Annotated in this window: 23 protein-coding genes and 1 pseudogene; 7 read left to right on the plus strand and 17 right to left on the minus strand. The window is 51.7% G+C overall.

All coding sequences use genetic code 11. The annotated features are described in order from the left end of the window. Nucleotides 1–170: 170 nt before the first annotated feature. The 5 genes from prmB to aroC form a co-directional block, all read right to left on the minus strand. Nucleotides 171–1,109: a 50S ribosomal protein L3 N(5)-glutamine methyltransferase gene (gene prmB, locus NHAL_RS01350; protein ID WP_013031366.1), complete on the minus strand. Its 939-nt coding sequence runs from the start codon at nt 1,107–1,109 to the stop codon at nt 171–173. 11 nt (nt 1,110–1,120) lie between these two features. Next, the gene (gene leuC / locus NHAL_RS01355) at nt 1,121–2,530 is read right to left on the minus strand and encodes a 3-isopropylmalate dehydratase large subunit (protein ID WP_013031367.1); all 1,410 of its coding nucleotides are present in this window, start codon (nt 2,528–2,530) and stop codon (nt 1,121–1,123) included. A 32-nt stretch (nt 2,531–2,562) separates the two neighbouring features. Beyond that, nucleotides 2,563–5,829 (minus strand): efflux RND transporter permease subunit, encoded by a 3,267-nt coding sequence (locus NHAL_RS01360; RefSeq protein ID WP_013031368.1) that lies wholly within the window; start codon nt 5,827–5,829, stop codon nt 2,563–2,565. Continuing rightward, nucleotides 5,830–7,080, minus strand: a complete 1,251-nt coding sequence (locus tag NHAL_RS01365) for an efflux RND transporter periplasmic adaptor subunit (RefSeq protein WP_013031369.1) — start codon at nt 7,078–7,080, stop codon at nt 5,830–5,832. It lies immediately after the preceding gene. 574 nt (nt 7,081–7,654) lie between these two features. After that, nucleotides 7,655–8,764, minus strand: coding sequence for a chorismate synthase (gene aroC / locus NHAL_RS01375; protein WP_013031371.1), 1,110 nt, complete (start codon nt 8,762–8,764; stop codon nt 7,655–7,657). Between the two features lie 226 nt (nt 8,765–8,990). Between aroC and NHAL_RS20070 the strand changes: the two are divergent. The 3 genes and pseudogenes from NHAL_RS20070 to NHAL_RS01385 form a co-directional block, all read left to right on the plus strand. Then, nucleotides 8,991–9,260: pseudogene (locus NHAL_RS20070) on the plus strand (zinc ribbon domain-containing protein); the annotation flags it as partial. A gap of 231 nt (nt 9,261–9,491) precedes the next feature. Then, nucleotides 9,492–9,707, plus strand: coding sequence for a hypothetical protein (locus NHAL_RS01380; RefSeq protein WP_013031373.1), 216 nt, complete (start codon nt 9,492–9,494; stop codon nt 9,705–9,707). Further along, nucleotides 9,695–9,907 (plus strand): DUF2283 domain-containing protein, encoded by a 213-nt coding sequence (locus tag NHAL_RS01385; protein WP_013031374.1) that lies wholly within the window; start codon nt 9,695–9,697, stop codon nt 9,905–9,907. Before NHAL_RS01380 ends, NHAL_RS01385 begins: the two co-directional genes overlap by 13 nt. A 319-nt stretch (nt 9,908–10,226) precedes the next feature. On the opposite strand, the gene NHAL_RS21700 is transcribed toward NHAL_RS01385, so the two are convergent. From NHAL_RS21700 to NHAL_RS01400, 4 genes are all read right to left on the minus strand, one after another. Beyond that, nucleotides 10,227–11,084, minus strand: a complete 858-nt coding sequence (locus NHAL_RS21700) for a CHRD domain-containing protein (protein ID WP_013031375.1) — start codon at nt 11,082–11,084, stop codon at nt 10,227–10,229. Nucleotides 11,085–11,240: 156 nt separating this feature from the next. Beyond that, nucleotides 11,241–11,858 (minus strand): spondin domain-containing protein, encoded by a 618-nt coding sequence (locus NHAL_RS21705; protein WP_013031376.1) that lies wholly within the window; start codon nt 11,856–11,858, stop codon nt 11,241–11,243. A 279-nt stretch (nt 11,859–12,137) separates the two neighbouring features. After that, nucleotides 12,138–12,569, minus strand: coding sequence for a hypothetical protein (locus NHAL_RS01395; RefSeq protein WP_157862458.1), 432 nt, complete (start codon nt 12,567–12,569; stop codon nt 12,138–12,140). A 202-nt stretch (nt 12,570–12,771) separates the two neighbouring features. Beyond that, nucleotides 12,772–13,635: a hypothetical protein gene (locus tag NHAL_RS01400; protein WP_013031378.1), complete on the minus strand. Its 864-nt coding sequence runs from the start codon at nt 13,633–13,635 to the stop codon at nt 12,772–12,774. A 233-nt stretch (nt 13,636–13,868) separates the two neighbouring features. Between NHAL_RS01400 and NHAL_RS01405 the strand changes: the two genes are divergently transcribed. From NHAL_RS01405 to NHAL_RS01415, 3 genes are read left to right on the plus strand one after another with little or no spacing between them, the layout of a single operon-like run. Next, nucleotides 13,869–15,098, plus strand: coding sequence for a sulfotransferase family protein (locus tag NHAL_RS01405; RefSeq protein ID WP_013031379.1), 1,230 nt, complete (start codon nt 13,869–13,871; stop codon nt 15,096–15,098). Next, entirely contained in the window at nt 15,098–16,225 is a 1,128-nt protein-coding gene (locus NHAL_RS01410; RefSeq protein WP_049780698.1) for a glycosyltransferase, read from the plus strand. Before NHAL_RS01405 ends, NHAL_RS01410 begins: the two co-directional genes overlap by 1 nt. Beyond that, entirely contained in the window at nt 16,225–16,929 is a 705-nt protein-coding gene (locus NHAL_RS01415) for a polysaccharide deacetylase family protein (protein WP_013031381.1), read from the plus strand. The genes NHAL_RS01410 and NHAL_RS01415 overlap by 1 nt, the downstream gene beginning before the upstream one ends. Before the next feature lie 126 nt (nt 16,930–17,055). On the opposite strand, the gene NHAL_RS01420 is transcribed toward NHAL_RS01415, so the two are convergent. The 3 genes from NHAL_RS01420 to NHAL_RS01430 all read right to left on the minus strand — a co-directional run bounded on the left by NHAL_RS01420 (nt 17,056) and on the right by NHAL_RS01430 (nt 20,671). Continuing rightward, nucleotides 17,056–19,284, minus strand: a complete 2,229-nt coding sequence (locus NHAL_RS01420) for a fibronectin type III domain-containing protein (protein ID WP_013031382.1) — start codon at nt 19,282–19,284, stop codon at nt 17,056–17,058. An 84-nt stretch (nt 19,285–19,368) separates the two neighbouring features. Beyond that, nucleotides 19,369–20,208 (minus strand): hypothetical protein, encoded by an 840-nt coding sequence (locus NHAL_RS01425; protein WP_157862460.1) that lies wholly within the window; start codon nt 20,206–20,208, stop codon nt 19,369–19,371. Nucleotides 20,209–20,416: 208 nt separating this feature from the next. Continuing rightward, nucleotides 20,417–20,671 carry a hypothetical protein gene (locus NHAL_RS01430; protein ID WP_013031385.1) on the minus strand — a complete coding sequence of 85 codons (255 nt, stop codon included), beginning with the start codon at nt 20,669–20,671 and terminating at the stop codon, nt 20,417–20,419. Nucleotides 20,672–20,712: 41 nt separating this feature from the next. Here NHAL_RS01430 and NHAL_RS22195 point away from each other — a divergent pair, with 41 nt between their 5' ends. Then, a complete protein-coding gene (locus tag NHAL_RS22195) occupies nt 20,713–20,835 on the plus strand; it encodes a hypothetical protein (protein ID WP_275261033.1) in 123 nt (40 codons plus the stop codon). A 244-nt stretch (nt 20,836–21,079) separates the two neighbouring features. On the opposite strand, the gene NHAL_RS01440 is transcribed toward NHAL_RS22195, so the two are convergent. From NHAL_RS01440 to NHAL_RS01460, 5 genes are all read right to left on the minus strand, one after another. Then, complete coding sequence (locus tag NHAL_RS01440) at nt 21,080–21,598, minus strand: hypothetical protein (protein ID WP_162010815.1); 519 nt, start codon at nt 21,596–21,598, stop codon at nt 21,080–21,082. Between the two features lie 311 nt (nt 21,599–21,909). After that, on the minus strand, nt 21,910–22,689 hold the full coding sequence (locus tag NHAL_RS01445; RefSeq protein WP_013031388.1) for a hypothetical protein: 780 nt from the start codon (nt 22,687–22,689) through the stop codon (nt 21,910–21,912). Further along, nucleotides 22,673–23,809 carry a hypothetical protein gene (locus NHAL_RS01450; protein WP_013031389.1) on the minus strand — a complete coding sequence of 379 codons (1,137 nt, stop codon included), beginning with the start codon at nt 23,807–23,809 and terminating at the stop codon, nt 22,673–22,675. The genes NHAL_RS01445 and NHAL_RS01450 overlap by 17 nt, the downstream gene beginning before the upstream one ends. A 132-nt stretch (nt 23,810–23,941) precedes the next feature. Then, nucleotides 23,942–24,622 carry a hypothetical protein gene (locus NHAL_RS01455; RefSeq protein ID WP_013031390.1) on the minus strand — a complete coding sequence of 227 codons (681 nt, stop codon included), beginning with the start codon at nt 24,620–24,622 and terminating at the stop codon, nt 23,942–23,944. Nucleotides 24,623–24,661: 39 nt separating this feature from the next. Next, the gene (locus tag NHAL_RS01460; RefSeq protein ID WP_013031391.1) at nt 24,662–25,690 is read right to left on the minus strand and encodes a penicillin-insensitive murein endopeptidase; all 1,029 of its coding nucleotides are present in this window, start codon (nt 25,688–25,690) and stop codon (nt 24,662–24,664) included. Nucleotides 25,691–25,883: the final 193 nt, after the last annotated feature.

Raw genomic sequence — 25,883 nt, forward strand, 5'->3', positions numbered from 1 at the left:
CTAACGCACCAGCATCACCGGGCGCCACTGAAGGGACCGCTCCGGTGCAGTGCAAGGTTGGGTGTCTTTTTAATGCACCTGACAAGACCTGACCCCATTTTTCACTGACCCCATTTTTCATTTTTCGTTCTTTAGAACGCATTTGGGGTAGTGAGCTAGTGATCAGTGGTTCAATAGCAGTGCTTTAGAATAGCTTCTTTAACATTGATGAGTTGTTCCCGTGTCAGCAGGAAAACCCCATAGCCGCCCCGTTCGAATTCCAGCCATAGGAAAGGTACTTCAGGCAGGCGCCTGGTCAGGGCCGCTTCACTGTTTCCCACCTCGACGATGAGAATCCCTTGTTCATTGAGGTGATCGGGGGCCTGAAGCAGAATTTGGAGAACGAGGCTTAATCCTTCATCTTCTGCCTCCAAGGCCTGCCGGGGTTCATGATGATATTCCTTGGGCAGAGAAGCCAGTTCCGTTTCTCCCACATAAGGAGGATTGCTGACAATCAGATCATAACGCCGCTCTTTCAATCCCTCGAAGAGGTTGGAGGGGAGGGTATGTACTTGATCTTGGAGACCGTGGCGCTCGATATTGAGGCGCGCCACCGCCAGGGCCTCTTGGCTGATATCGGTGGCGTCCACTTGGGCTTGGGGGAAGGCGTAGGTGGCGGCGATGGCGATGCAGCCGCTGCCGGTGCAAAGATCCAGCAGGGTGTGAACCCTTTCGGGGGAGACAAAGGGGGTAAAGCGTTGCTCAATGAGTTCGGCCAGGGGTGAGCGGGGGATCAAAACCCGCTCATCCACGTAGAAACTCAATCCCGCAAACCAGGCCTCGTGGGTAAGGTAAGGGGCCGGAATCCGTTCCCGAATCCGGCGCTCCAGCAAGGTCAATATCTGGCGCTTTTCTCTTTCGGTCAGATGGGCCCCGAAAAACTCAGCAGGTAGGTTTTGAGGGGGCAGGTGAAGGGCGTGGAGGACCAGGGTGGTGGCTTCATCAATGGCATTGTCGGTGCCGTGGCCAAAAAAAAGTCCCGCCTCATTGAAGCGGCTAGCACCCCAGCGGATAAAATCCCGAAGGGTATGGAGTTGCTGCTGTACCTGATTCTCCAGTGGGGTGCTCAAGGGGCTTTTGTTTAGTGCTTGAGGGTGGAAACGTCCATGAAATGGCCGGCGATGGCGGCTGCCGCAGCCATGGCCGGGCTGACCAGGTGAGTGCGTCCTCCTTGACCTTGACGGCCTTCAAAATTGCGGTTGGAGGTGGAGGCGCACCGCTCTCCCGGTTCTAGGCGGTCTGCATTCATGGCCAAACACATGGAGCAGCCAGGTTCCCGCCATTCAAAGCCTGCTTCTTTAAAGATTTGATCCAAACCTTCCTCCTCAGCCTGGCGTTTTACCAGCCCGGAGCCGGGGACCACTAGGGCTTGTTTGATATTCCCGGCCACCTTATGGCCAGCCACCACTTGGGCGACTTCCCGCAGGTCTTCAATGCGGGCGTTGGTACAGGAGCCGATAAAGACGATATCAGGCTGAATTGCACTGATGGGGGTATTGGCTTTAAGGCCCATGTATTCCAGGGCTCTTTCCATGCCGGTTCGCTTGGTGGGATCGGGTTCCTGCTGGGGATCCGGTACTTGCCCATCGATAGAGACCACCATTTCGGGAGAGGTGCCCCAGCTTACTTGGGGTTTGAGGGTGCTGGCGTCCATCGTGACCACCCGATCAAAATGGGCATCCGGGTCGCTTTGGAGGGTCCGCCAAGCGTCCACGGCCTGATCCCAGTAAGGGGAAGAAGGGGCAAAAGGGCGGCCTTTGAGGTAGTCGATGGTGGTCTCATCCACGGCGACTAAGCCTGCTCGGGCGCCAGCCTCAATGGCCATGTTACAAAGAGTCATGCGCCCTTCCATGGATAAGTCGCGAATGGTCTCCCCGCCAAACTCGATGGTGTAACCGGTACCGCCGGCAGTCCCAATCTGGGCGATGATGGCCAGGATCAGATCCTTGCTATACACTCCCGGGGCCAGCTTGCCGTTGACCTGGATTAGCATATTTTTGGACTTTCTCTGGAGCAAGCACTGGGTGGCCAGCACATGTTCCACCTCGGAGGTGCCGATGCCAAAGGCGAGGGCGCCGAAGGCCCCATGGGTGGCGGTGTGAGAATCGCCACAGACAACGGTCATGCCGGGCAGAGTGGCTCCTTGTTCCGGGCCGACGATATGGACGATACCCTGGCGGGGATCATCCATCCTAAATTCAGTAAGGCCTAGTTCCTGGCAATTCCGATCCAGGGCTTCCACCTGGGCCCGGGAGATGGGGTCCTGAATGCCCTGGCTGCGGTCAGTAGTAGGCACGTTATGGTCCGGTACCGCCAGGTTGGCTCCCTTCCGCCAGGGCTTGCGACCCGCAAGGCGCAATCCCTCAAAGGCTTGCGGGGAGGTGACCTCGTGGACCAAGTGCCGGTCGATATAGAGTAATGCGGTGCCGCCCGGATCGGTGCGGACTACGTGGGAATCCCAGAGTTTGTCATACAGGGTTTTTCCGGCCATTGTTACCTCTTAACCTCCTACCTGGTGACCGGCTACTGCTGTCTTGAGCCGGCATTCTCTGCTGATATTTTACGCATTTTTCCCTGCTTGTGCTGCTCTAGTTCGTCATCGTTGATGGGTGTGTAGTCGCCGCTAGAAAGCGAATCTAGGCCTATCTCTGATGCTGCCCGGTGGGGGGTGGCCGCTTCCCGGCTCGGTTTGAGCCGGGCGAGGGTACTTTCATAGAGGGAAAGCAGGGCGGGAATGACTAGGAGCACCAGCACGGTGGCGAACATCAAACCGAAGGAAATGGAGACCGCCATGGGAATCAAAAACTGGGCTTGTAAAGACCGTTCAAAGAGCAAGGGGGTCAAACCGCCAATAGTGGTCAAAGAGGTCAACAGCACCGCCCGAAGGCGTTGGCAGGCCGCTTCAACCAGGGCCTCATTGTAAGGTTGGCCTTGTTCCCGGAGTTGCTTGTAGAAGGTGACCAAAATAATGGAGTCGTTCACCACGATACCCGAGAGACCAAAGAAACCAAACAAAGACAAAATGGTGAGATCGATTCCCATGACATAATGCCCGAGGATCGCCCCGACCAGGCCCAAGGGAATGGCGGTCATGACCACCAGGGGCCAGCCATAGGAAGAAAATACCCCGGCCAGGATTAAATAGATCAGGGCCAGTGCCAGCAGTACACCCCGCTGCATGTCGCCGAGGGTATCCCGCTGCTCCTCGGCCCGGCCTTCAAATATGGTTTGAATTCCATAACGCGACCGTAGCTCGGGCAATAGGCTCCGTTCTAGATCGGCCAGGATTCGATTGCTGTTGTTGAGGGTCCGGTCTACAGTACCGGAGACATGGACCGCCAGCTTACCCTGGGTATGGCGTAGGACATCAAACCCCCGCCGCGACTTTAAATCGACCACGGTATCGAGGGGGGCCGTACTGCCGTTGGGAAGCTGGATGGCCAAGTGGGTGAGACTGGCCAAGCTGTGGCGTTCATCGTCGGGTAAAGTGACCCGCACTTCAATCTCATCTCCCCCATCCTGGAATATCTGAACCAACCGGCCCTCGTAAGCAGACCGAAGTTGTCTGCCCACATCTTCTACGGTGAGTCCCAGGGATTCTCCCTCCGCTGTCAAGCGGTAAACGAGCTGCTCTTGGCCGTAGGGGAGATCATCCTCCACGGCGGAGACCCCAGGGGTTTTCCTGAGCACATCCGCCAGCTCCACCGCCGCCGATTTCAGGGTCATTTCATCTTCCCCCACCAGGGCAATATCCAAGTCTTGACCCGGCGGGCCCGTCTGCTGCTCAGTCAAGGTAAAGCTCTCGATTCCGGGGGGCAGTTCAATCCGCCCTTTCCAGGCACGGATAAATTCTTGATTTCGGATCTCGCGCCGATCAGGGGAGATCAGTTCCACAGCAACTAAGCCGAAGCGATCTCCATTGCGGGTGGCGCGGCCTCCGGCGGTGGTGGTTGAACCAAGTTTTACGGTGGAGGCTGCAATTAAATCCTGGCCAAAAGCCGCTTCGGTCTCATAGAGGGCCTGCTCCAACTCGGTGATGAAAGCGGCGACTCTTTGGGGAGGGGTGCCGGCCACAAAGCTCGTATTAGCAAAGATGACAATGCCCTCGGGTGAGGGAAAGAAGGTGAAGTTAATACGCCCCCCCAGGAGCAGGCCCAGGGCCACCAGCAGCAACCCCAAAGCGGCGCTTATGGTGGTCCACCGATGTCCAATTGCAAGCAGGGCCAGGGGCCGGAAAAGGCGATCTCGGAAGCGTTCAAAAGCTTGGTTTAAAAAGCGCCGGACCTTGCCTTCCCGATGTTCCTTTATCCTTTCAAAGCTATGCCGCAGGTGGCCTGGCAACACCAGAAAGCTTTCAATTAGGGAGGCTAGGATGACGCAGATCACTACCATGGGAATATCAAACAGGATATTGCCGGTCACATCGCCTATCATCATCAAGGGGAGAAACGCGGCGATGGTGGTTAAAGAGGATGCCAAAACCGGTAGGAGCATGCGGCGGGCCCCTTCCTCGGCCGCTGGCAATGGCGGTAGCCCCTTTTGGTGTTGGGTGAGGGCGTCTTCGCCCACGACGATAGCATCGTCAACAATGATTCCCAGGGCCATGATCAATGCAAACAGGCTGATCATGTTGATGCTGCCCCCCGCAGCCCAGAGGACTGCTAGGGTTGCTAAGAAAGACACGGGAATCCCGATGGCTACCCATCCTGCCACCCGGCCATTGAGAAATAGAAACAGGATTCCAGTGACCAGGATTAAGCCGCCCCCCCCGTTTTTGAGCAAAAGCCCAATGCGTTCCTTAATCAGTTCCCAGGATTGATTGAAGACATTCAGTTCGATACCTGCTGGTAAAGTGGGGCGCACTTCTTGCAGCCATTGGGCTAAAATTTCCGCCCCTTGGAGCGAATCCCCGCTTTCGGCACGTTGTAGTTGCAACTCGACGGCCGGTTTTCCTTGGTAAAGAAGTCGGGTTTCCCCGTCCCGAGGACGGCGCTCAATGGTGCCCACATCCCCTAAGCGAATCAGGCGGCCGTCGGCCTCCGCCTTCAACGGGATATCGGCAAACGCCAAGCTGTCGCGCCGCTGCTCTAGGCTGCGTAGCTGGCGGGCCACGTCGTTCCGGCCAATGGTCCCTGCAGGGAGATCCCGGCTGATATTCGCCACTCGTTCCGCCACTTGGTCGAGGGACATTTCCAACTCGTGCAGATGGGCTACCGGTATTTGGATGGCAATCTCCTGTTGAGGCAGCCCTACGATATCGACTTTAGCAATGCCCCGATTGAGTAAATCCCTTTCAAAAGTGTGTACCAGCTGCCGCAATTCCCGGGGGTCTTCGGGGCCAGTGACCAGAACCCGGGCGATATTTTCATAGCGTGATACCAGGCTGGTCTCGGGGGATTCCGAATCCAAGGGTAAGTCGCGAATCTGACCGATTTGCTCTTTGACCTTGTCAAGGGCCACCCCCATGTCGGTGCCTTCATGGTATTCCAGAGTCAGAGTCGATAAGCCGTAGGCCGAGGTTGAGGTGAGCTTTTTGAGTCTATCTAGGGTGCGCAGCTCTTCCTCCAGACGCTCGGTAATAGAGCGGGAGACGTCCTCGGCGCTGGCGCCGCGCCAGACCACACTGACATTGATAACCTCAAGGGCAAAATTGGGGAAAAATTGACGGTTGAGCTGAGAGAGGGCCCACATCCCCGAGACTATCATGGTCAGCATAAGCAGATTGGCGGCCACTCGATGCCGGGTAAACAGGCCGATTAGCCCCCCTTGAGATGATGATGCGTAATCCACTTAGCCTGCTACCGTCTCAACCCGTAAACCCTCCATGGCATTGGGGAGCTGGGTAGTGATCACCCGATCATCCTGGTGTAACTGGGGGCTTTTGACCAGCACCCGGATTTGACCTTCCTGGTTTTGATATTCACCGATTCGCTCCACTGCCACGGCCCGCATCCGGCCCTCTACCAGCTTATAAACCCGATCCAGGCCGTAGATGGCTTCAAAGGGCAAGGCCACCACATTCTCTACCGGCGGTAATTGCAACTGGAGTTCCACGAAATTACCCAGGGGGAGGGTGTGCCCTGCTTCTTCTAACTTCAGCAGCCCATCGACGCCGCCGCTGCCTTTTTCTACCCGTCCCGCCAAGCGGTCGAGCAGGAAGGTCAAGGGGGTTCCATTCACCGTACCGGTTGCCTGCAATTGCTCATTTTGAGCCAATGCTTTGCGGATCTGGCCCACATAGCCGGAGGGAATTTGGGCTCGGACTTCTAGGGCATCGGTGTCGTAAATTTCAAGCAGGTCATTGCCCGCTTGCACCCGATCCCCGGCCGCAATGGCAACCGAGGCGATCCGGCCTGTGTAAGGGGATGAAATTTGGGTTCGATCCAGATCTAGTTTAGCCTGGACCAGCAGCGCCTGGGCCCGCAATTGCCGAGCTTCCAGTTGAGCCAGCCGGGCCTGATGATCATCAATGGCAAGCAAGCGGGTGTTCAGTTCCAGCGCTTGTCGCTCCGCCGCTTGTTGGGCTTCATCCAATGCCGACCGGGGAGTGAGCTTCCGTTGCTCGAGGGTCTTAGCCCGTTCCAGCGCCCGGCGACTCAATTCCAACAATGCCTTCTCATGCTCCAGGGCTTTCAAGTCACGCCGGTGACGGACTTTTTCGCTGGCGATAAGTGCCTGAATTTCTTCTAGATCAGCTTGGCGCTGGGCTAACTCTAGCTTTGCTTCTCGCTCATCGAGCTGGACTAACAATTGGCCGCCACTGACGAAATCCCCTTCTTTTGCTTTGACTTCCCGCACATCCGCCGTGATGGCAGCCCGGAGCTTACTCGAGCGGGGGGTTTCAATGCGTCCATAGAGGGGGAGGGTCGGCCGCCTTTGGCTGGGATTGACTTGCGTCACCGCCACCCGCCATACGGTTTCCTCCTGATCTACTGCAGGCTTGGTTGGCTTACTCTGAAGCAAGCCGGCAAATATGCCTAAGGAGGCAAGCAAGATAATAATGGGTAATGCTATTTTTACGACTTTGCTTCTGGCCGGCATAGGATCTCCTCAACCATCCCCAACAAGATCGTCTGTTTCCTACAGCACAAGACTTCCCCTATACGAAAGAAATCGCATCGAAATTTAAAATTTAATTGGATCGATGGGGAATAATCGTCGCGAAGAGCAATATCAACTTGGTGTTTTCAATGTTCTGTTCAGCCTATTCCGGTGTGCCAAGGTATAAAGACGACACATGGGTGTGTTTCATTACGGGAGTTTCCGGCAAGGAAACCTTTTTCCCGTCGTTAGACCACCGAAAGGCCACAGAGTTTTTTTTCTGGGGCAATCACTTAGAGGGGAGTACCCCTCCAGGGTTAGGCCACCCGCTTGCCGCTTTTCTTTTTCCTGGGAAGTTTTTTGCTATCCCTCGGGGGCTGGGAAAATAATAAGGGAATCAGGGCGAAGGGACCGAAGAAAAACCCCAATCCTGCCCAAAATACCGGTTCCCGGCCTTTCTTTCGCGCCACGAAGTAAAGAACAAAAGCAAAAGAAAGGTAAAAAATCAAAAGGTATATCATGGTTGCTCTAAGCTCTTAAAATGTTGCTTTACCATTAAATATTTAACTGGATATCAGTCGGTGCCACCCGGGTGGGGAGGGACGGGGGATAGTTCCGGCTTAACGTCCATGTTTTGGGCCCGATGGCGTAATAGGTGATCCATCAGGATCAGGGCGACCATAGCTTCCGCAATGGGGGTGGCGCGGATACCCACGCAAGGGTCATGGCGGCCGGTGGTGATGACTTCCACCGGTTCGCCACGGGTGTTAACGGTGTGCTCCGGTAGGCGAAGGCTGGAGGTCGGCTTTAAAGCAATGCTGGCGAGAATATCCTGTCCGGTGGAAATTCCCCCCAGGACCCCGCCCGCATGATTACTGAGAAAGCCTTCAGGGGTAATCGGGTCCCGATGTTCGGTGCCCTTTTGGGTGATCGCCGAGAAGCCGGCCCCGATTTCAACGCCCTTGACGGCGTTAATGCTCATGAGGGCATGGGCCAGATCGGCATCGAGGCGATCGAAGACAGGCTCGCCCAGGCCGGGGGGGACCCCGGTAGCGATGATATTAATTCGGGCTCCAATGGAGTTGCCTTCTTTGCGGAGGGCATCCATATAGGCCTCAAGCTCAGGGACTTTGTCCGGGTCTGGGCAGAAAAAGGGATTTTGTTCCACCGCATCCCAGTCTAATCGCTCAATTCGAATCGGCCCGAGCTGGGCCAGATAGCCTCGAATTCCTATCCCATACCGCTCTGCCAGATATTTCTTGGCAATGGCCCCCGCAGCCACCCGCATGGCCGTCTCCCGGGCCGAGGAACGTCCACCTCCCCGGTAGTCCCGCAGGCCATATTTTTGCAAGTAGGTATAGTCTGCGTGGCCGGGCCGGATCTGCTCCTTGATTTTGTCGTAATCCCGGGAACGTTGGTCGATATTTTCAATGATCAGGCCGATGGGGGTGCCGGTGGTTTTTCCTTCAAATACCCCGGAGAGGATCCGGACCTGATCCGGTTCCCGGCGCTGGGTGGTATGGCGGGTTTTGCCGGGTCGGCGCCGGTCCAGGTCGGTTTGAATGTCCGTCTCGCATAAGGCCAAGCCCGGTGGGCAGCCATCCACGATGCAGCCCAACGCCGGCCCGTGGCTTTCGCCAAAGGAGGTGACCGTAAAGAGTTTACCAAGGGTGTTGCCAGACATGACGGTTATTGTAGGGCCATTAGGCGCTGGGGGCTAGGTGCTATGTTGAATATTGTCTACAGTGGCAGCAATTCAGCGTAAGTTTCCCCTCGTAGCGGGAGGTCGGGCGTTGTCTTACCCAATAGCGCGTAAAGCATCGCCCAATCGGGCGGTGATATAAGCGCAAGCCGCGAAGCGGATTTACAGAATGCGCTTATTTTTGTAAAATACAAATTGGGGTGAGTTTGTCCGTCAACTGAAGTACAAGGCGCAGTGGGTAGGGCGAACCGTAGTCGAGATCGACCGCGGGTTCCCCAGCTCCAAGCGTTGCCCCACCCCAGGGTGCGGACATATCAACGAAACGCTGCCGCTGGAGGTGCGTGAATGGCGCTGTCCCTCGTGCGGGAGCGCCCATGACCGCGACATCGCAGCGGCGATCAATATCAAAACCGCCGGGCTGGCGGGGTTGGCCTCTGGAGCGACTGGAACGGGGGCGACAACAGGCGTTGTCGCCTAGGGAAGGCGTGTTGAACGAGGAAAGTTCTTGGAGTGATCCAACAACCCTCGCCCGACAGGGGGGGGAGAAGTCAGACCTTGTTAGGGTATCTATTTATAGTTCGTCGGCGCTTCGCGCCCTTGTTAAGCGTCTGGCAACTGAGAGGTTAATGACTAACGATCTATTCTTGGATTTAAAGTTCGCGTTACCCGTAATTACTGGGAATTAATTGTTACGGTGAAGCATCCTGTGATGCGCGGGCGTGAAGTGGATGTACAGCATGTTTTACAAGTGCCTGATGAGATTCGGCGAAGCCGAAGCGATCCCGCCGTTTTCCTCTTTTATCGTTTAGAACGACCTGGCCGCTGGCTGTGTGCAGTAGTAAAACGACTTAATGGTGAGGGTTTCCTCATCACGACCTACCCCACCGATGCAATCAAAGAAGGTGAACAGATATGGAGCAGGTAAAGGTCTTCCATGATCGTACTGGTAATACATTGACTGTCTGGTTCGGTGACCCGCAGGACGAGTATATCTGCGAAGAAACTGGTGATGAGGTAATCCTGATGAAAGATCGGACTGGGCGTGTAATCGGTTTTGAAAAGCTTAATTTTTCGGTCTCTACATCGGAACAGTTACGGGTCTTATTTGAAACGGTGAGCATGTAAGATCAAAGCTATGCCTAGCATGGTGCTCAACTCGGATGTTGAACTTCCCCATTTTTAGTGGGCATGAAAGTCTAATTGACATCCTCCCCCCTGAAGTCGGGGGGCTTCGGCACTCAGGAGCGGCATTGAGCCGCTGCGGTGGGTTCCTACTGCGGGCGATATTACCGCACCGTTCACTTCACAGGCTAACCGGGGCGTGTCCCGCCCCGGGACGTTGCCGTTGCCCCTTTGGGGGCAGCCAGCAAGCAGGCTCTGAACTCCCTTCGCTACATTTTCGCCTCGTCGCCGCAATGGGGTTACGGGTCAGGGTTCAAAGCGTTTAGGGACAATCCTCTTCTTGTCCAATAAGGGCGGGAGTGAGGCGCTGTATCCGCAGTGTGCCCGCTCCGAAATCTTCGATGACTGAATCGTATTCCACAATCGCCGTGGTGCATGAGGTAAACGTGAATTTCAGCGTTCCCCAGGGGGTTTGGTTCACTTCCGAGGGGTCGAAGCCATCACCAAACTCAGCGCCTTCAGTAATGATGGTGTTGGTGATTGTGCTTTCATTGAGCCTGATGGGCCCATTGCCTATCAGCCAGGCCTGTTCTCCATTGTCACCACTGGGTTGATAGGTGAACCAGTAAGCGACCAAGGTAGGATTGTCTCTATGGGTAGCCTCGAAGATGAAGCCCTCCCCATCCCGATCGGGATTGAACCAGGAGCCACTGAAAGTGCCGTTTATGGGCACGGTGATCTGGCCGCGGATTTCCCCCGCTGGGAAGTCTTCAGAATGAACGTTGACGTAGAAATTTCCCGCCAATAAGGTGGCCACGTCCTCCTCTGTGAAGCTGAAAGTTTGTTGAATCGGGCTCTCAGGGGAAGTAAATGGGAAGAGAATATCTCCGTTCACGCCGGGGGGTGCTGGGTGGATGTGGGCTGCCGTCAGGTCATCGACATTATGGTTGCAGTTGGCTGTAAACGCGGCCTGATCGCCCCTCAGAATCCCAACGCAACTTCCGCTCGCTTCAGTGTCGACGGCTGGTACCTCTTGATTGCCGCCCAGGGCAAAATTAAAAAGTTTGTCTCCAGGACCAGTGATGGTGATGCGGGCTAAGGCATAACCCGGTTGGCTAAAGTCGGCGGCCAAGGTATCGAAGGAAATCCCATCGTTTGAAGTGCCGCCGAGAATATTCATGGGGGTACCACCGGGATTGCCAAAGGAACCGTTAAAGCCGGGATGCGCCGAAACCGGATCGGTGGTAGGGGTTCCGGTGTTATACCAATTTAACCAAAGAATGCAATCTATTAAGGCTTCAAGTGGTTGTTTAGACTGAATCCATACAATGCAAAATCACATGAAATTGGTATTAGGCGCCGTCTGGTCAAAAAAAGCCGCATCCGTTTCCGTGTTGGCCTCGGTCCCCGCGTCCCGTACCTGGGTTCCCAAGACGGTGAAAGTGATGGGACCGATGAAATTCCCCTCGGCGTCGAACAGTTCATGAGCCTGGGGGTTGGCGTTGGCGATGAAGGCATCATTGGAGGGAATCACCATGGTGGCGTAGCTGAAGAAACGATTCGTGGCCGGATTCAGATCAAAGGTTTGGCGAGCTCTGCTGCCTGGATCGAAAGGGCCCAAGATCCGGCTCGATTCGGTGATGGTGGCATCCGTGCCATCGGGCTCACTGGCCATAAATTCCGCGCTTAAAGGGTCGTTGTTACGGTCCTCCGCCAGTTGCTCCAGGGCGGAGGAAGCGGGAGTGTTCAGATCGTAAATATCAAAGTTGCCATTATGGAATCCAACCCAAACCGGCGTTAAAAACAGGCCGTTGGAGGGTGAAAGGTTCTCGATGGTGACGGTCACTTCAACCGCCTGGGCGTGGGGGGCGATGCTAAATCCTGCGCCTAGCGCCAAGGAGGCTAGGGGCATGGCGCGGAAGAGAGGGCTTGATGATAAGCTAAGTTTTTTCATGACTCTTCCCCTTTGCATTTTAGAATGTGGAGTAAGACTTGAATGGCCTCTTCACCTGTTGGATAGGTGTGCCCCTTAAGCAGTAAGAAAGTACTGCCCCGTGCGGTCCAGTTCGAGCGAGACCCATACCCACTGATGGTGGCCTTCGGCTTATTTTTTTGTAGGATTACTACTAGATGTAGTTATAGATGGTCTAAGCGGTTAATGCTGTTTAATTTAACCTGAGTTCTGGATAAAAGAAGGGTGTCTATGGTTATAAGCAGCCCAGGTCACTGTTCATCAAAAAATCTCCCGGATCGGGTATACATGGGAAAGATAAAGATAGAAAAATGCAAGGGAAATAACGAGGATAACAACGCCAAGGACGGGTGATTTAACTTTAAAGCCTTTAAGCGAGGCAACAAATTCAGTTTCCCCGCTATCTTCCTCCCTAGCCCGCTTCTTGCCGGAACCCCCTCTATGGAATTGAACCGCCGCAAAGTACATTCCTGTAAACACCAGCATGATAACGACCCAGAAAATCACCTGGGAAGAAAATAACTGCCACTCAAAAACTTCTTGGCGATGTTTGTAGCCGTTGATACGGTACTCTAATCCGCCTCGTACAGCCCCAAGGTAATATTGGATTGTTTTTTTATCCCAGAGATCAGGCATGGGGACGGGGAGTTCCAGTATCGAATTCTTGTTTGGAGGAACGGCTCTAGATGTCATTTTGGTGGGGTGCTCCTCGGCTGCGCGTTCCTCCTTCACAAATTCCTCCAGAAGATCTGAGGGGGGAGTTGCTTTCCCCGTCTTCTGGTTTTCATCAGGAGTCTGGGCTCCGACTCCATTGGTTAGCAAAAGTAGAGCTAGAACTAGACTGATACTCCTTGGCGTGGGTAAGTGGGTCCAGCCGTGATGATTCCATCCGTCCTTATTGCCCGCTAGTGAGCCACTGGATAGCCCGGGTTCGTTTGTTAATTTTTTCGTAAAGCGGCCGTTCCTCACCCTCATGGGCAAGATAATTTTGAATAGCTGTTTCGTCATTGTCTACTAGAGCTTGGATAATGTTTAACAGGTTATCATTGTGAGCTTGCAACCAAATAACAGTTTGTCCTTCTGTGGGAAAATCTGGCAGATTGGCTACTTGAACCTCGATGAAACTGGATCGCTGTACGGTGCCATCAGGCCTGGTGAGATCAACTCCTCCCCTATACATATGCTTTCTGGTTCCGTCAGCATACTTGATAAGGACACTGCCATCAGGTTGGATAGTCCGTTCTACTATCGCTTCTGGCGAGGCGGTGCTTGCCGTGGATTTGGGAAGGCTAAGTGAGATTCTACCGACGGTGGGTGGTCCTTGTCCCTTAAAATTTACCACTGAAAGTTTCCACTGGTTTCCTTTTTCAAGTAACTCGGGAGTGATCTCAAAATCGATGGTTAGAGGACTTGGGCCATCTTTTCGGGCGTAGTAACCGGTTTGACCTGGGCCATTAAGTATCAAAGCTAACGCTATAGTGCTTGGCCAGTTAGCATGGACTATCAATCGGCCTGAAGTATCCACAGTTAATTGATACACTTGCCGATCTCCAGGGGTAGGTGTGATGCTAAAAGGCGCAACTATACTAGGGTGCTGTAATGAGCGATGGGGCAAGAGAGGTTGGAGTACAAGAGGCTGTTTGACGGTATCCTTTAATTCAAAAGTGCGTTGTTGAGCTTGTGCATTCAACGCAATACAACCCACTAGAAAAATAAATAGCAAGGAGAGCAAAGGAGTAAAGAAGCGTAGGGTAATCATAATTTAGCCAGATCCTGAACGGAACAATATTGATTACCCATACAGTATGGAAAGGGGGAGCTAAATTTTCCATAAGCAGGGTAAATTTCCGGCTCCTGCCCCTTCGGACTACGCCCATTTCCACCCGGTTCATGTCATAGCCTAAGCTGGGATCTTCAATCGTTATCGTTTTGAAATATTTCTACATTACCCTGTATACGCTTTAAATAAATAATGGTGTGGACAGGGCGATTGTGTTTTTTCTTTTCCTACAGAGCTTCAAGACCTACCTGGCTATAGCCTGGGGCACCTTTGCCCCAGGAGGGAAAGGTTTATCCTGGCGGCGGGCCCTGGTGATGATGGCGTTCCTCCCTGTTTTCGGTCTTCTGCAGGGACTGCACTGGCTGGGCTTTCTATTCGACGAAATCTTTTTCCGGGGTTACCGAAAGGTGTCCGTGTCCCAGCCCCTGTTGGTGCTGGGACCACCGCGCAGTGGCACCACCCTGCTGCATCGGGTTCTCGCCCGGGATCCCCAATTCACCACTTTTACCACCTGGGAGTGCCTATTTGCCCCTTCGGTGACCCAGCGCCGCTTCTGGCTTGCCCTGGGAAGGTTAGATCGCCTTGCCGGTTGGCCCCTAGGACGGTTGTTGGGGCGGCTGGAGCGCCGGGTGCTGGGGGGGTTGGAGGCCATACATGCGACGCGTCTGGATGCTCCGGAAGAAGATTATTTGATCCTGCTCCCCCTCATGGCCTGCTTTATTCTGGTGTTGCCCTTTCCCTTTGCGGAGCCCCTCTGGCGTATGGGTTTTTTTGATCGGGCAATGGGGGCTAAAGAAAAGGAGCGATTGCTTGATTATTATAGGCGCTGTTGGCAGCGGCATCTGTATGTACATGGCCCTGACAAACGGCTGCTCTCCAAGAACGCCTCCTTTGGTCCTTGGGTCGGCAGTTTGCTTACGGCCTTTCCGGATGCCCGTATCCTCTGCTGTATGCGGGATCCCCTGGAGACGGTCCCTTCTCAGCTCTCTTCCATCCGCTCCGGTATCCAGTTATTCGACAGCTCCGGTGGCCGTGCGGCTCTACCCCAACGAATGATTGAGGTCCTGGTATTTCATTATGAGAACCTGTTGCAGGTATTAGAATCCTTGCCTCCTCACCGCCGTCTATTTTTGCCGATGGAAAATTTAAGGTCGAATTTGGGCCGTGAAATAGGGGCGGCCTACGGGCAGTTAGGGATTCCGTTCAATCCTGAGTTTAGGCGGATATTGGACCATGAAGATTCAGCCGCCCGTTGCTATAGCAGCCAGCATGCTTATTCTTTAGCTGAATTTGGCTTGGATTCTGAAATTATTCAGCGCCGTTTTAGGGCCTACTATGCCTGGCATGAAACCTTCATGGCTGCTTCTCTAGCCGTGAAGGCCATCAACACCATCCCCACCAGCAGTCATAACAAAGTCATAAAAGAGGTCGCCGTATGTTAATGGCATCCGCATCCCCCGCTATTCAAACCCCCCACTTTGTTGAGCAGCAGAGGGCGCTACGGGTGGTGATTTTTTCCGATGCGGCGCCAGAGCGTAATGGGGTAGGGGCGTACTATCATGATTTGATCGCCCATCTTGAGGACCAGATAGGGCATGGGGAGCTCATTTGCCCGGATTCGTCTACCCACGGCTGGCGGGGATGGTTGCGTTTTCCCCTGCCGGGTGATGCCACCCAGGAGATTGCTCTGCCGCCCGTCAGTCGTATCGTGCGGCACGTCATCCAGTTTAAGCCCCATGCTATCGTCATCGCGACGCCTGGACCCTATGGGCTTCTCGGGTTAGGCTTGGGTAAACACCTCGGTACCCGCATTCTCATTGGTTTCCACACCCGCTATGAGCGGCTCACGGGTTTATACTGGAATCGGCTCTTTAATGCTGCCAGCCGGTCCTATTTTGGAGCCTGCAATCGACTCTTATTCCGCCATGGGGCAGTTGTTCTGGCGAATTCAGAGGATATGGCGGAGGTTGCCCGTAGGGAGGGAGCACGGGAGGTTGAAGTTGTCGGTACTCCTTTATCCAGAGAGTTTCTGAAGACCCCTCCGGCGGTCCTCGGCGGAGAATTAACCCGGGTCCTTTTTGCGGGCAGGCTGGCGGCAGAGAAGAATGTGCAGGCGGTTTTGGAGGCGGCAAAACTTCTGCCTTCCCTGGAATTTTGTATTGCGGGGCATGGCCCTTTGCACGGCGTTATCGTTGATCATGCCCGCACACTGCCCAATCTCCGTTACCTGGGTTGGTTGTCTCGGGCAGGGCTGCGTACAGCACTGGACTCTGCCGATCTGCTGGTTCTACCCTCCCATGAAGAGGCCTTTGGGACGATTGCTTTGGAGGGCTTGGCACGGGGGCGAAATGTCTTGGTCTCCGTAGGCTGCGGTATTCTTGGATGGCCATCCCTAGAGCGGGGGTTGTTCAGAATACGGGAGGGGGAACATCTAGCGTCGGCGATCCAACGCCTTGTTAGCCTTGATTATGGACTCCGCAATGAGAAAGCCCGCCTCGGACGCCAGGCGGCAGTTCAGCTTAATGGAAGAACCTTGCAGCGCTGGGTGGATATTTTAGGTCGGGCTTAGTGGTTAAGGAGCACTCTATTCCCGCGCTGGTTTCCGTGCACGATGCCATGCCGGAGACGCTCGCCCATGTGCTCAAAGTATTGGCTTTTCTTGAGGCTCGGGCCATTGCTCCCGTGACTTTGCTGGTGGTGCCCGGAGGTTCCTGGGCAGCGGCGGGAATTGAGACCTTGCGAGGGCTTCAGGAACGAGGGGTGGTGCTTGCTGGGCATGGCTGGAGCCATCGGGTAGAGCGCATAGGAGGACTCAGGCACCGCCTCCATAGCCTCCTTCTATCCCGCAAAGCAGGCGAACACCTCGCCCTGGAGAGTCACGCCATCGCCCATTTGATTGCCCGTTGCTACGCTTGGTTCCGGGAGCATCGCCTGGGCTCACCCGATTTATATGTCCCCCCCGCCTGGGCCATGGGCTGTCTAAAATGGGAACGGCTGCGCACTCTCCCCTTTCGCTATTACGAGGTCTTTGGGGGGGTCTATGATGCCCGCGCCGACCGCTTCATCCGGCTGCCCCTGGTGGGATATGAGGCCGATTCCCTCGGGCGGGTTCCTCCCCTGCGTCTTTGGAATGCCCTCAATCTTCGTTGCGCGGGGTCTATCGCGCCACTTCGGGTTGCCATTCATCCCCGTGATTTGGCATTGCCATTATCCCAGGATTTGACCCGCTTGGTGGACCGGCCTTTGGCATGTCGGACTTACGGCAGCCTATGAACAATGATTGCCCTGGGGAGGGGGCTGTTGGTGAGGCCAGGATTTCTGATAACTCCGGCCACATGGGTGATCTTTAAAACTGTCTGGATTGACGCCGTTTATCATTGCCGTGTGCGTAACTCCTGACTATTTGGCTTCTACTTCGACGACCTTACTAAAGGCGCCTTTATTGCCTAATTTATCGTAAGCCTGGAGCTTGTAATAGTAAGTCTTTCCCTGGGTAATGTTGACATCTTCATAGTCGCTGTCATCTGCCAATAATAAGGGAGCTATCATCTTCCAGTTTCCTCCCTCATGGGTGCACCCACTGTCCTCACAGCGCCAAACGGCTGTTCGGACTTGGGCTTCATCCAATTGCCAGGTCAATAGAATCGAAACTTCACTGACTGGGGTAGAGACCACATCCATTGTAGAAGTCATTTTGATGGCTATGGGTGGTTGCCCAAGGGGGATAGCCTCTAAAGTGTTTAAGGCAACGGTATGCTGACCGGGTAGAGTACCTTGACTAACGCGCAACTCATAGTTGAGCCGAAGTAATTTGCCAGTGGGAATATCAAACCATTCCCCGTATAAATCGCCGCTTTCTAAATTGAACGGGGCTCGCAGATCCTCGGCGATAGAGAGTTTCTCCAGGTGATTGTTTTTAAACTGGATTTCAATGTTGACCGGAAAGGTGCCTCCGTCCTTTGCTTTGGGGGGCGTGATGCGGGTAAGTTTGACCCAGGCGTTTTCTTGTGCAGCAACTTTAGGCGGTAACAATTTTAATGTTGCCGATAAGCTAGAAGGCGGAGCGGGTGGATTGATGTCATAGGCCCTGCCTGCGGCCGGCAGTGAATAGGATTGATTCCCTTTTTTATCCACTGCTTCGACAATATAGTAATAATCTTTTCTAGCTTTTAAAGCGGGTCCATCCACATAAGAAATTTTATTTTCTGGGCCTAGTGGTGTAATAAGCGAAACATTGATTCGGTTTTTTTTATCCTGAGTTTGAAATTCTACCTGGGAACGTGTTTCTCCCCGGTAAAGGTGATATTCTGCCACATCACTACTGGAACTGCTTTCCCAGATGATTTTGATTGCTTCATTGCCACCACTGACATTGACGATGACGGGGGGTTTAGGCGGTATCTTATCTGGCAATACAATGGCGCAGGTGGCCTCTGATTTATCGCTTTCGTTGCCTGCTTTATCGACGGCTTGCAGCCGATAATAAAACTTATTTTTTGCCGTGGCCTCGAGGTAATCCACATAGACCGTATTATCGATAAGATGACGGTTAAGCCGGATATATTCTCCTGTGGGTTGATCAATCCCCCGGTAGAGGTTATATCCTTTTATGTCGGAGGCAAGCTTGGAGGAAAACTTACTCCAGTCAAGGCGAACCGATAACTTTCCTTCCCAATTAGGCGCTTGTTGGGAATCAGCTTCAATCACTCCATTGGTTAATTGGGTACCGGTTATTTCCGCCCATGAGATCTCACAGGGAGCTTGAGGTAATTGGGGGGGGATTTTATCCACCATATAGGCCAGTAGAGGCAAAGAAGGAACGCTTTCACTTTCATAGGGATCTTCATCAATGCCTTCACCAGGTTCGTCTATGCGGCCATCTCGATCGTTATCTATCCCATCTTTTAAGAGTTGATCATTATCTTCATCGTCATCCATGGCCACAGATTCATCGATTTGGCCATCTCCATCATCATCGATACCACATCGGCCGGGGCAACCATCGGCATTATCGTCACCCTTTGGATCTTCATCCCGTTTCCCATCGTTATCGTCATCGATATTGTGCGATACGGTGGTAATACAAAAATAGTAATAGGACACCGTATCGCCTGCCATCAGCGTTAAAGGTTGAGGTTCAAGTTGATATGAAGTCGCGCTGGTAATGTTCATCTTGCCTATTTGGTAGGAGGCAGGGGGAGTTTTTTGGGTTTGGCATACATTAGGCGTTTTGGAATCGGGATTAATGATTTGGTAGATATTGAATTTGTTGGCCTTGAAGCGGGCTTGTTCTTTTTCAGTCCACTGCCATTTTAGCCGTACGGATAATTGATCACTTTTTTTAGGTTGTTTCAAGTCTGCAGGAGTTACCCACGTGACTTTAGGGGCTGCCGGATCCGTGGTGTTTTGGGTCTTTTTAGGACAGGAATCGCTTAATAAGCCTGTTTGTGGATCATAGCTTTCTAAACAAGTGCGCTGAGGGGGAATGGGCGGAAAATCAATGGGGGTTAAGGTAATCGTTTTTGCTTTTTGTAGCTGATAACTATCAAGAAATTGCTCTGGTTTTTCTTCCGTGGCAGGAACGCCGCTCAAAAACAAATAGGGGGTTCCATTGGGTAAAACAGTCACTCTGATGGGGACGGCGCCTTCAGCGTCATTTTCTATTTTCCACCGATCAATATAGTAGCCTACGAAATCCGGGTTATTTTTCTGTCAACGCAGGCGCACGACCGGTCCCTCTGGCACGAAGGATGGGGGTTTCTGTTTAGTGCCCGTTGGTTTGTCCCAAAAGACGGTGACTTGCTGTTCCGGCTTATCAAAGGTGATATACCGTAGCTGTTTTAAGGGGGTATCTTTTTTTATATCCACCCATAGGGGCGTGTTTAAAGGCCCTTCCGGGGTGGTTTCTACGGGGGGATCCGTGACCACTTCATTAGCCGGCCCCGACTTGCAGGAAATACCACCTCCCGGGGTTTGATCCCAAGCGCCGACTAATTTATAGGTATATTTTTTACCCCGCGCCACGGCAGTATCTACGTAGAGCAACCCTAGCACTTGGGCCATATCAGGATTGATGGCCGCAAGGGTTAATAAATCCATTGGCTCCGCAGGGAAGGGATGTTGTTTTCCCGTTTGACTGACTTCAATCGCTTGCCATAAATGATTTCCTTCTTCTTTCAGTCCTTCAGGTGATAATAATCGATATTTAATGGCCTCATCTTTAATCTGTTGAAGGCGGGATATTAATTCTGATTTAGACTGGGGAAGGGAGAAAGTCCCTAAGGGTTTGAATACGGTGCTACTGGGCTGAGCGGAATCTTCTTCCTTGCGATACAAGGTGAATCCACATTCGGGGAAACGGTATCGATCTTTGCCGGTGAATTTTTCCTTATCTAATGACCAGCGAAGTTTAACTACTATCCCCTGAGTTTCTTTGTTTTCTACCACCAACGTCTTAATGGCCAAGCGGGGTTCTGGTGGCGGCGCACAGCTTATTAGTCCCAGAGTCAAGGCGATAAAAAGGGCAATCAAAGCACTGTCGCGTCCCATCATGGCTTCCTTGTGAAGGTGAGTTCTTTTATTTCTACATCAATGATCGGAGCAGGTAATTGCATTATGGCCGTCTCTGACACAAAGGTGAGTGCCGAAATCCGGTTTTTGGCATCTTGGATCAGTGCCGAGGTATTCACTAGGGTGGGATCCTTGGGCTGGGCTGGAAGATGGCGGGCATAGGAAAAAATGAGCTTATAGTTCCCTGGAGTCAGGTTTTTTTATCCTGGCGGATAAATACATGTTGAGTCCCGTGATCAGGGGTGAGCCGTTCAATGGGAATAGTATTGTTGGCGGCATCTTTTAGTGTGACTTTGAGCTTGTTATGGCTCCAAGGTAACGGTTCCGGGGTGTTAACCACAATAAAATCGGTATCAGGTTGTTTAATGGATAAGGGTTGGTAAGCAGTCAGTGGCTGTGTCGAAACAATATTAGGCCCTCCAATTTTAGTGTTAGTCGCCTCCATTAAGGCGCTGAAAGATTGATATTGGGAGGTGGTAAATTGGAATGAATAGGCAGACAATTGGAATAGGGGTCTTGGATTCTGACAAAATAGCGCTTTCTTGGCTTTATCCCGGCTTTAATGAGGTCAGTACCGCTGATGTGGAGCAATTGCTCGTTAAGGGTTAGCTCCCCTTTCCCGAGGGCTTTTCCGTTTTGGGTATAAATAATAAATTTTGGTGCTTTATAATTATAGAGTGCTTTCATCCCCGCCGTATTAAATAAAACCATCAAGTCATCCCCATAAAATATATTTTTGGCGTCGGCTATAGGATTCGTCCAGGCGATATAGGGAGTCAGATCGAGGGGGGCAGGTCCGGTGCGAAAACAATAATATTTATTTTCCGCGGTGATGTTTTTCTCCATAAATTTTTTAGTATACAGGGTATGGGCGGCTCCCCCCCGTTTGATTGGTTTTTGGCCAGTACCAATCATGGCGGGCCACCAGCTTGATTTGGTAAAAAGTATTGGGTTTTAAAGCCTTAGGCGGATCGGTAATGATAAGATCTTCTTGCTCAAAAATGGCATCGGTCAAGGGGATTCCCCCTGGGTAAGGCAGTGCGGTGGCATGCCAAGCATAGAGTTGCCGCCGCCGCTGATTAACGGGATGATCACTGGGAGCTAGGGTTTCTTTTTTTCCTACTGCCGGTTTTTCCATGATGAGTTGTTTTTCGGTATTCCAGGCGTTGCCAGGATCATCCTGATAGACACTCCCCCAGTACCCTTTGATGGCCACATTTCTGCCTCCTTCAGCCCCACAGGTTAGTAATTCTTGAGGTTCCTCAAATTCTTTAAAGGTTCGATATCGAAACCGGTACCAGGCTTGAAATTGGCCCACTTGATCGACCCATGCTTGCGGAGTGGCTTTCTTCCAGCCACCGAATGGGAGCACATCCTTGGAAACGGGTTGCTTATTAAATGGTGGCGAGTTAATGGGTAGCTCCCCTGTAATGGGTCGATGAAATGTACTCACAAATCGAGGATTTAACAGGGGGATGTTCTTTATTTTTCCTTCTTCGAGTTTAATACTGTGTTTGTTTTTTGAAAGATTTCCCTGGGGGAAGGTTAACTCTACGGAGCGAAGTGGATGGGGGAAGGAGGGAATATCACCTATCCCAGGCTCTTTCTCCTTTAAGGTAATATCAAATGAGATTCGCACATCCGGCAGTGGCTAGGGCAGTGGTGGAGAAAAAGAAACGTGAGCTAAGAATTCTGCTGGGTGGGATATTGCCCTTGGGCGTTGGCGTCAAAACCTCTACCAAAATCAATCCCAAATAAACTAAATCCTAGTTTTCCCCCTAATCCGAATGCGGCGAAGGTTTGGGTCGGGTGCCAACTAATGGCCAAATCACCGGAACCCCAGGATTGGGCATAAATCGTGACTATTTTGGCATCGATTTCTTTTCCATAATCAAAGCCGGCCCCCAACATGATGGCAGGGCGGCAATCTTTGGCCTTGGGAAAGGGAGTCATTGACCCAACCATGAAATAACCCTGGGCATCGAATAGGGAGAGAATATTGACTTCAAGTTTTTTTTCTGTCCGTTGACGAGGGGGTGGGCCTTGGCATTCATAACCTTTCCAACCGAGGTAGACATGCCATTCAGGCGGTGAGGCAAGGATTTCAAAACCGCCCGAGAGCTTGATGAGGGTTAGCCCTTTGGATTCCACTTGATAGAAGCCACTTACCTGCATCAAAAATATATTTTGATGCCCATCGTAACGTGTCAGTGCATAGACATTTGATGGCTTGGTCGGTTCTCCCCGGTCAAAGCGGTTTTGCAATATCCAACCTCTCCCATCGAGAGTAATGACAGGCCCTGAGGTTTCAATAAGTAACGATGTATCGGCGTTAACCACATAACCATTATCAGAAGAGGTGCCTAGGGTCAGACCTACAATGAAAGCATAGGCATCGTCGTCACAAAGTTTATCCCAATTCTTATAACCTTCGTAGATACCATCGTTATTGGTATCGATCAATTTGGAACGTACATGGTAGCCCGCCCCCCCCCATAAACCCATAGATAGAAACATTGGAGGCAATGGGAATGCCGGTGGGGAATTGAGTCTGAGCATCAAAATACCAATACTGACATTGTTGCGCGGCAGTCTTTGCCTGACCAATATAAAGGGTGGCCCCAACGGAGAATTCCAATGAAGGGAAGGTGGCTTCTATAGCCCCTTTAAAGTTTTGATTCCCCAATCCGCCATCGTGCCATGCTAAAGCGCCCTTGAGTTTTACGACCTGTTTATTGACTTCAATATCGATGTTGGGGATCTCTAGGCAAACCCCACTCCAGGGACCTAATTGACAGCCGGAACCCGCGGGCGAACCCCATTTAAAACGCAGCTCGTTGAGGGTGACCCCTATTCCAAATTCATCACCCAATGCAAAATTACCCCCGATGCCAAACCAGCCTTGTTTTTCAAAGCCTTGAAAACCGGCTAACGTGCCAAAACCAATCTTGCGGATATTGAAATTAAAGCCATAAAAACTTTTTTCTTTGAATTGGCCGATATTGACCCAACCCCCTAATCCTTCGGGGGGATTCATTTTCCCAGGAGAGCTAAAGGTTATCTGATAGCCGGAGAAATCCAAACCGCAACCTGAATAGTCGGAGTCCGCTTTTTTAGGAGGACAGTCTAGATCGCCGAATCCCGGCACTTTCCCTACCAGCTTTTGTAAACTGACTTTCCCATCCACGGTCAATACTAACGGTCCCTGTTCTTTTTTATGCCCTAATCGAAGCTCTTCTAAATTGAGGCGTATATGGGGAATCGCTCCAGGAGCATCTGAACAGGAAGTAGGAAAACAGACCTTTACCAAATCTTCGGAGGGCATTGGCCCTAATTTAGCACTCCAATGACCTTTGATATCAAAGGCCAATAGGCCCCTGGCTTTTCCATTAAAAATCTCTAGATCAACACTAAGATGGGTGTCTTTGAGGGTGTTACGGACAAAAATGGCATTAAACTGAGCCGAGTCGGCCGAAAACCCTCCCAAGCTGACCTTTTGGGTGATGGGGGCATTGATGGCGCCGGTCAGTCCATGATGATCGATAATGGGATGGTGTACCTTTATAGGCGTGTTTATTCCCAACAGTTTGGGAGTGATCTTGGCTTCTTGGATATAGAGTCCCTTCCATTGAGTGTCAGATAAATCTTCCCCTGAAAAGGCGGTGTCTAACTGATCAAAATCAGACCAATAATGATTAATTTTTTCAGGTGTGTCCTAAGTCATGGGGGGATCTAGAACCTCCCAGGGATTGAAAAAATCCGACAAATCAAGCGCAATATTAGAGGCGCTCATAGTAAGACCCAAGCCGAAGATATCAACTTCTGGTAAATCAATCCCCGTGAGATAAAACTCTCCAGTATTAAAATCCATGACCGCGTTGAACTCTAGAAATCCTTCTGCCAAATCGGGAAAGTCATTGATTGATTTTGGAGTATTCACTGCCCGGCCAAATTGCAGCTCTAATTCATTGGATTGACACAGAGCGGTATGTTTGGGCGCACTCACCGGCTTGAGTATGGCTTTGGGAAACCCTAGGCAAATGGAACCTGAGAGCTGTATTTGAAAGTAATTGACCGAGGGATACATCAATGCGCTAAAAAAGGCATCGGTCCCAAGGGGAGTATCACCCAGAATAACCCGGAAGAGGGGAAACCCTGGAATTTCTAGAATACGCCGATTATGGGGAACCTGAATAATGCTAAAAGTGTCGCTCCCATCTTCAGGTTTGGAGACAGGGTTGATATTAAAGGTAGCGGCTTGACCGTTTGATGAAAATAAATGAAAGGGGACTGTGATTTGAATGGGAGAAGAATTGCTAGCCTCTGCCTGTTGCGGATTTATTATAGAAATAAATGCAATAAAAAAATAAAAAAGATAAATGGATTTAATCTTCATGGGGGTTGACCATAAAAATGGGGGCCAATGATATGAAAACTAATTCTCCCATTTGAGCCGCATATGGATATGATGGGTATGTGAGTTACCGGGACAGGGGGTATGCTGTTGATACTTGGAGCAAGTAATTTTTTTCCTATCACTTGCGGGAATATTGTTATAGCGGGCACCGCCGGGTAAAAAGGCTGGATCGTGGAAAAGCAGCTTATCCACATATTTTTGAGCAGCCAGGGCTTTGAGTAAAACTTCCATGTAGGCTTGATCATAAGGACAGGGTGCAGTTTGCCAGTATTCAATCGCCCCATATTGTGTGGTGCCATCGGCACAAAGGGCTCTAGTATTGATATCTACATCAATACCTCGTTCATGAGAACCATGGCCGGTTACGCTTCCGCCTGTGGGATAACTGATATCGCCAATTTCTATTCCCCGATAGTTTGCAGTGCTTGAAGCACTCGCTTGATTGAGTGCTTTGGCGGCATTTTGCAAAACCTCTACTAATGCCTTTGTCCCCCATTCCACTTGGGGTTGTTTCCACTTTTTACGCCATAAGCATTTTTGTGTTGAATGGGGTGGAGCACATTGTTGAGGTTGAAATTGCGCCCATTTCCAAAAAGGATTGCTATTGGTGGCATTGAGTATTTTTACTGTGGTTTTATCTACTTGTTTGGCCTTGTATCTTATTTTCCCAAATATCTTGCTTGTACATCGGCTAGGCAATCTTGGAAGGGCGCCGGTGGAAGCTTGGCACATGGCCAAACCTTGGAATTGCCACACCGCTAACGCCTCATCATTATCGTATAAGCCGGGGGTATTAGTGGTTGCCGTACTAAAATTACGATCGCTATAGGGGTGATATTTCAAATTCTTGACGGTTTTTTCTAGGTCGTTGACTTCAATTTTCTCGGTTATTTGCTTAACAACCCCTGATTTGAATCCTAATTCCTCTAGGCGCTTCTGTAAGCACTTAACCTCAGCTTTATAGCGTGCTTCTTCACTGTGAACAGAGCCAACCCGAAGAATGTGGGGGGTGTGATAGTTTTTTTTTGGCTCCTGGCCAGGGGGCATGGAGATACAGTTTATATTTTATTCCTATCCCAGAACCGCAGCTTACATAGGGAACAGGCTGGTTAATAGGTATTTTCTTAGGGGTGCTCCCATCACTTAAAGAAATGATTTCGCTAAAGAAGTTGTCCCCATTGAGGGTGGTCGCCGAGGCTTTGATTGCGTAGTCGCTGCATTTTGAACCCTCAGGAAAGGT

Source organism: Nitrosococcus halophilus Nc 4, assembly GCF_000024725.1.
Taxonomy (GTDB): domain Bacteria; phylum Pseudomonadota; class Gammaproteobacteria; order Nitrosococcales; family Nitrosococcaceae; genus Nitrosococcus; species Nitrosococcus halophilus.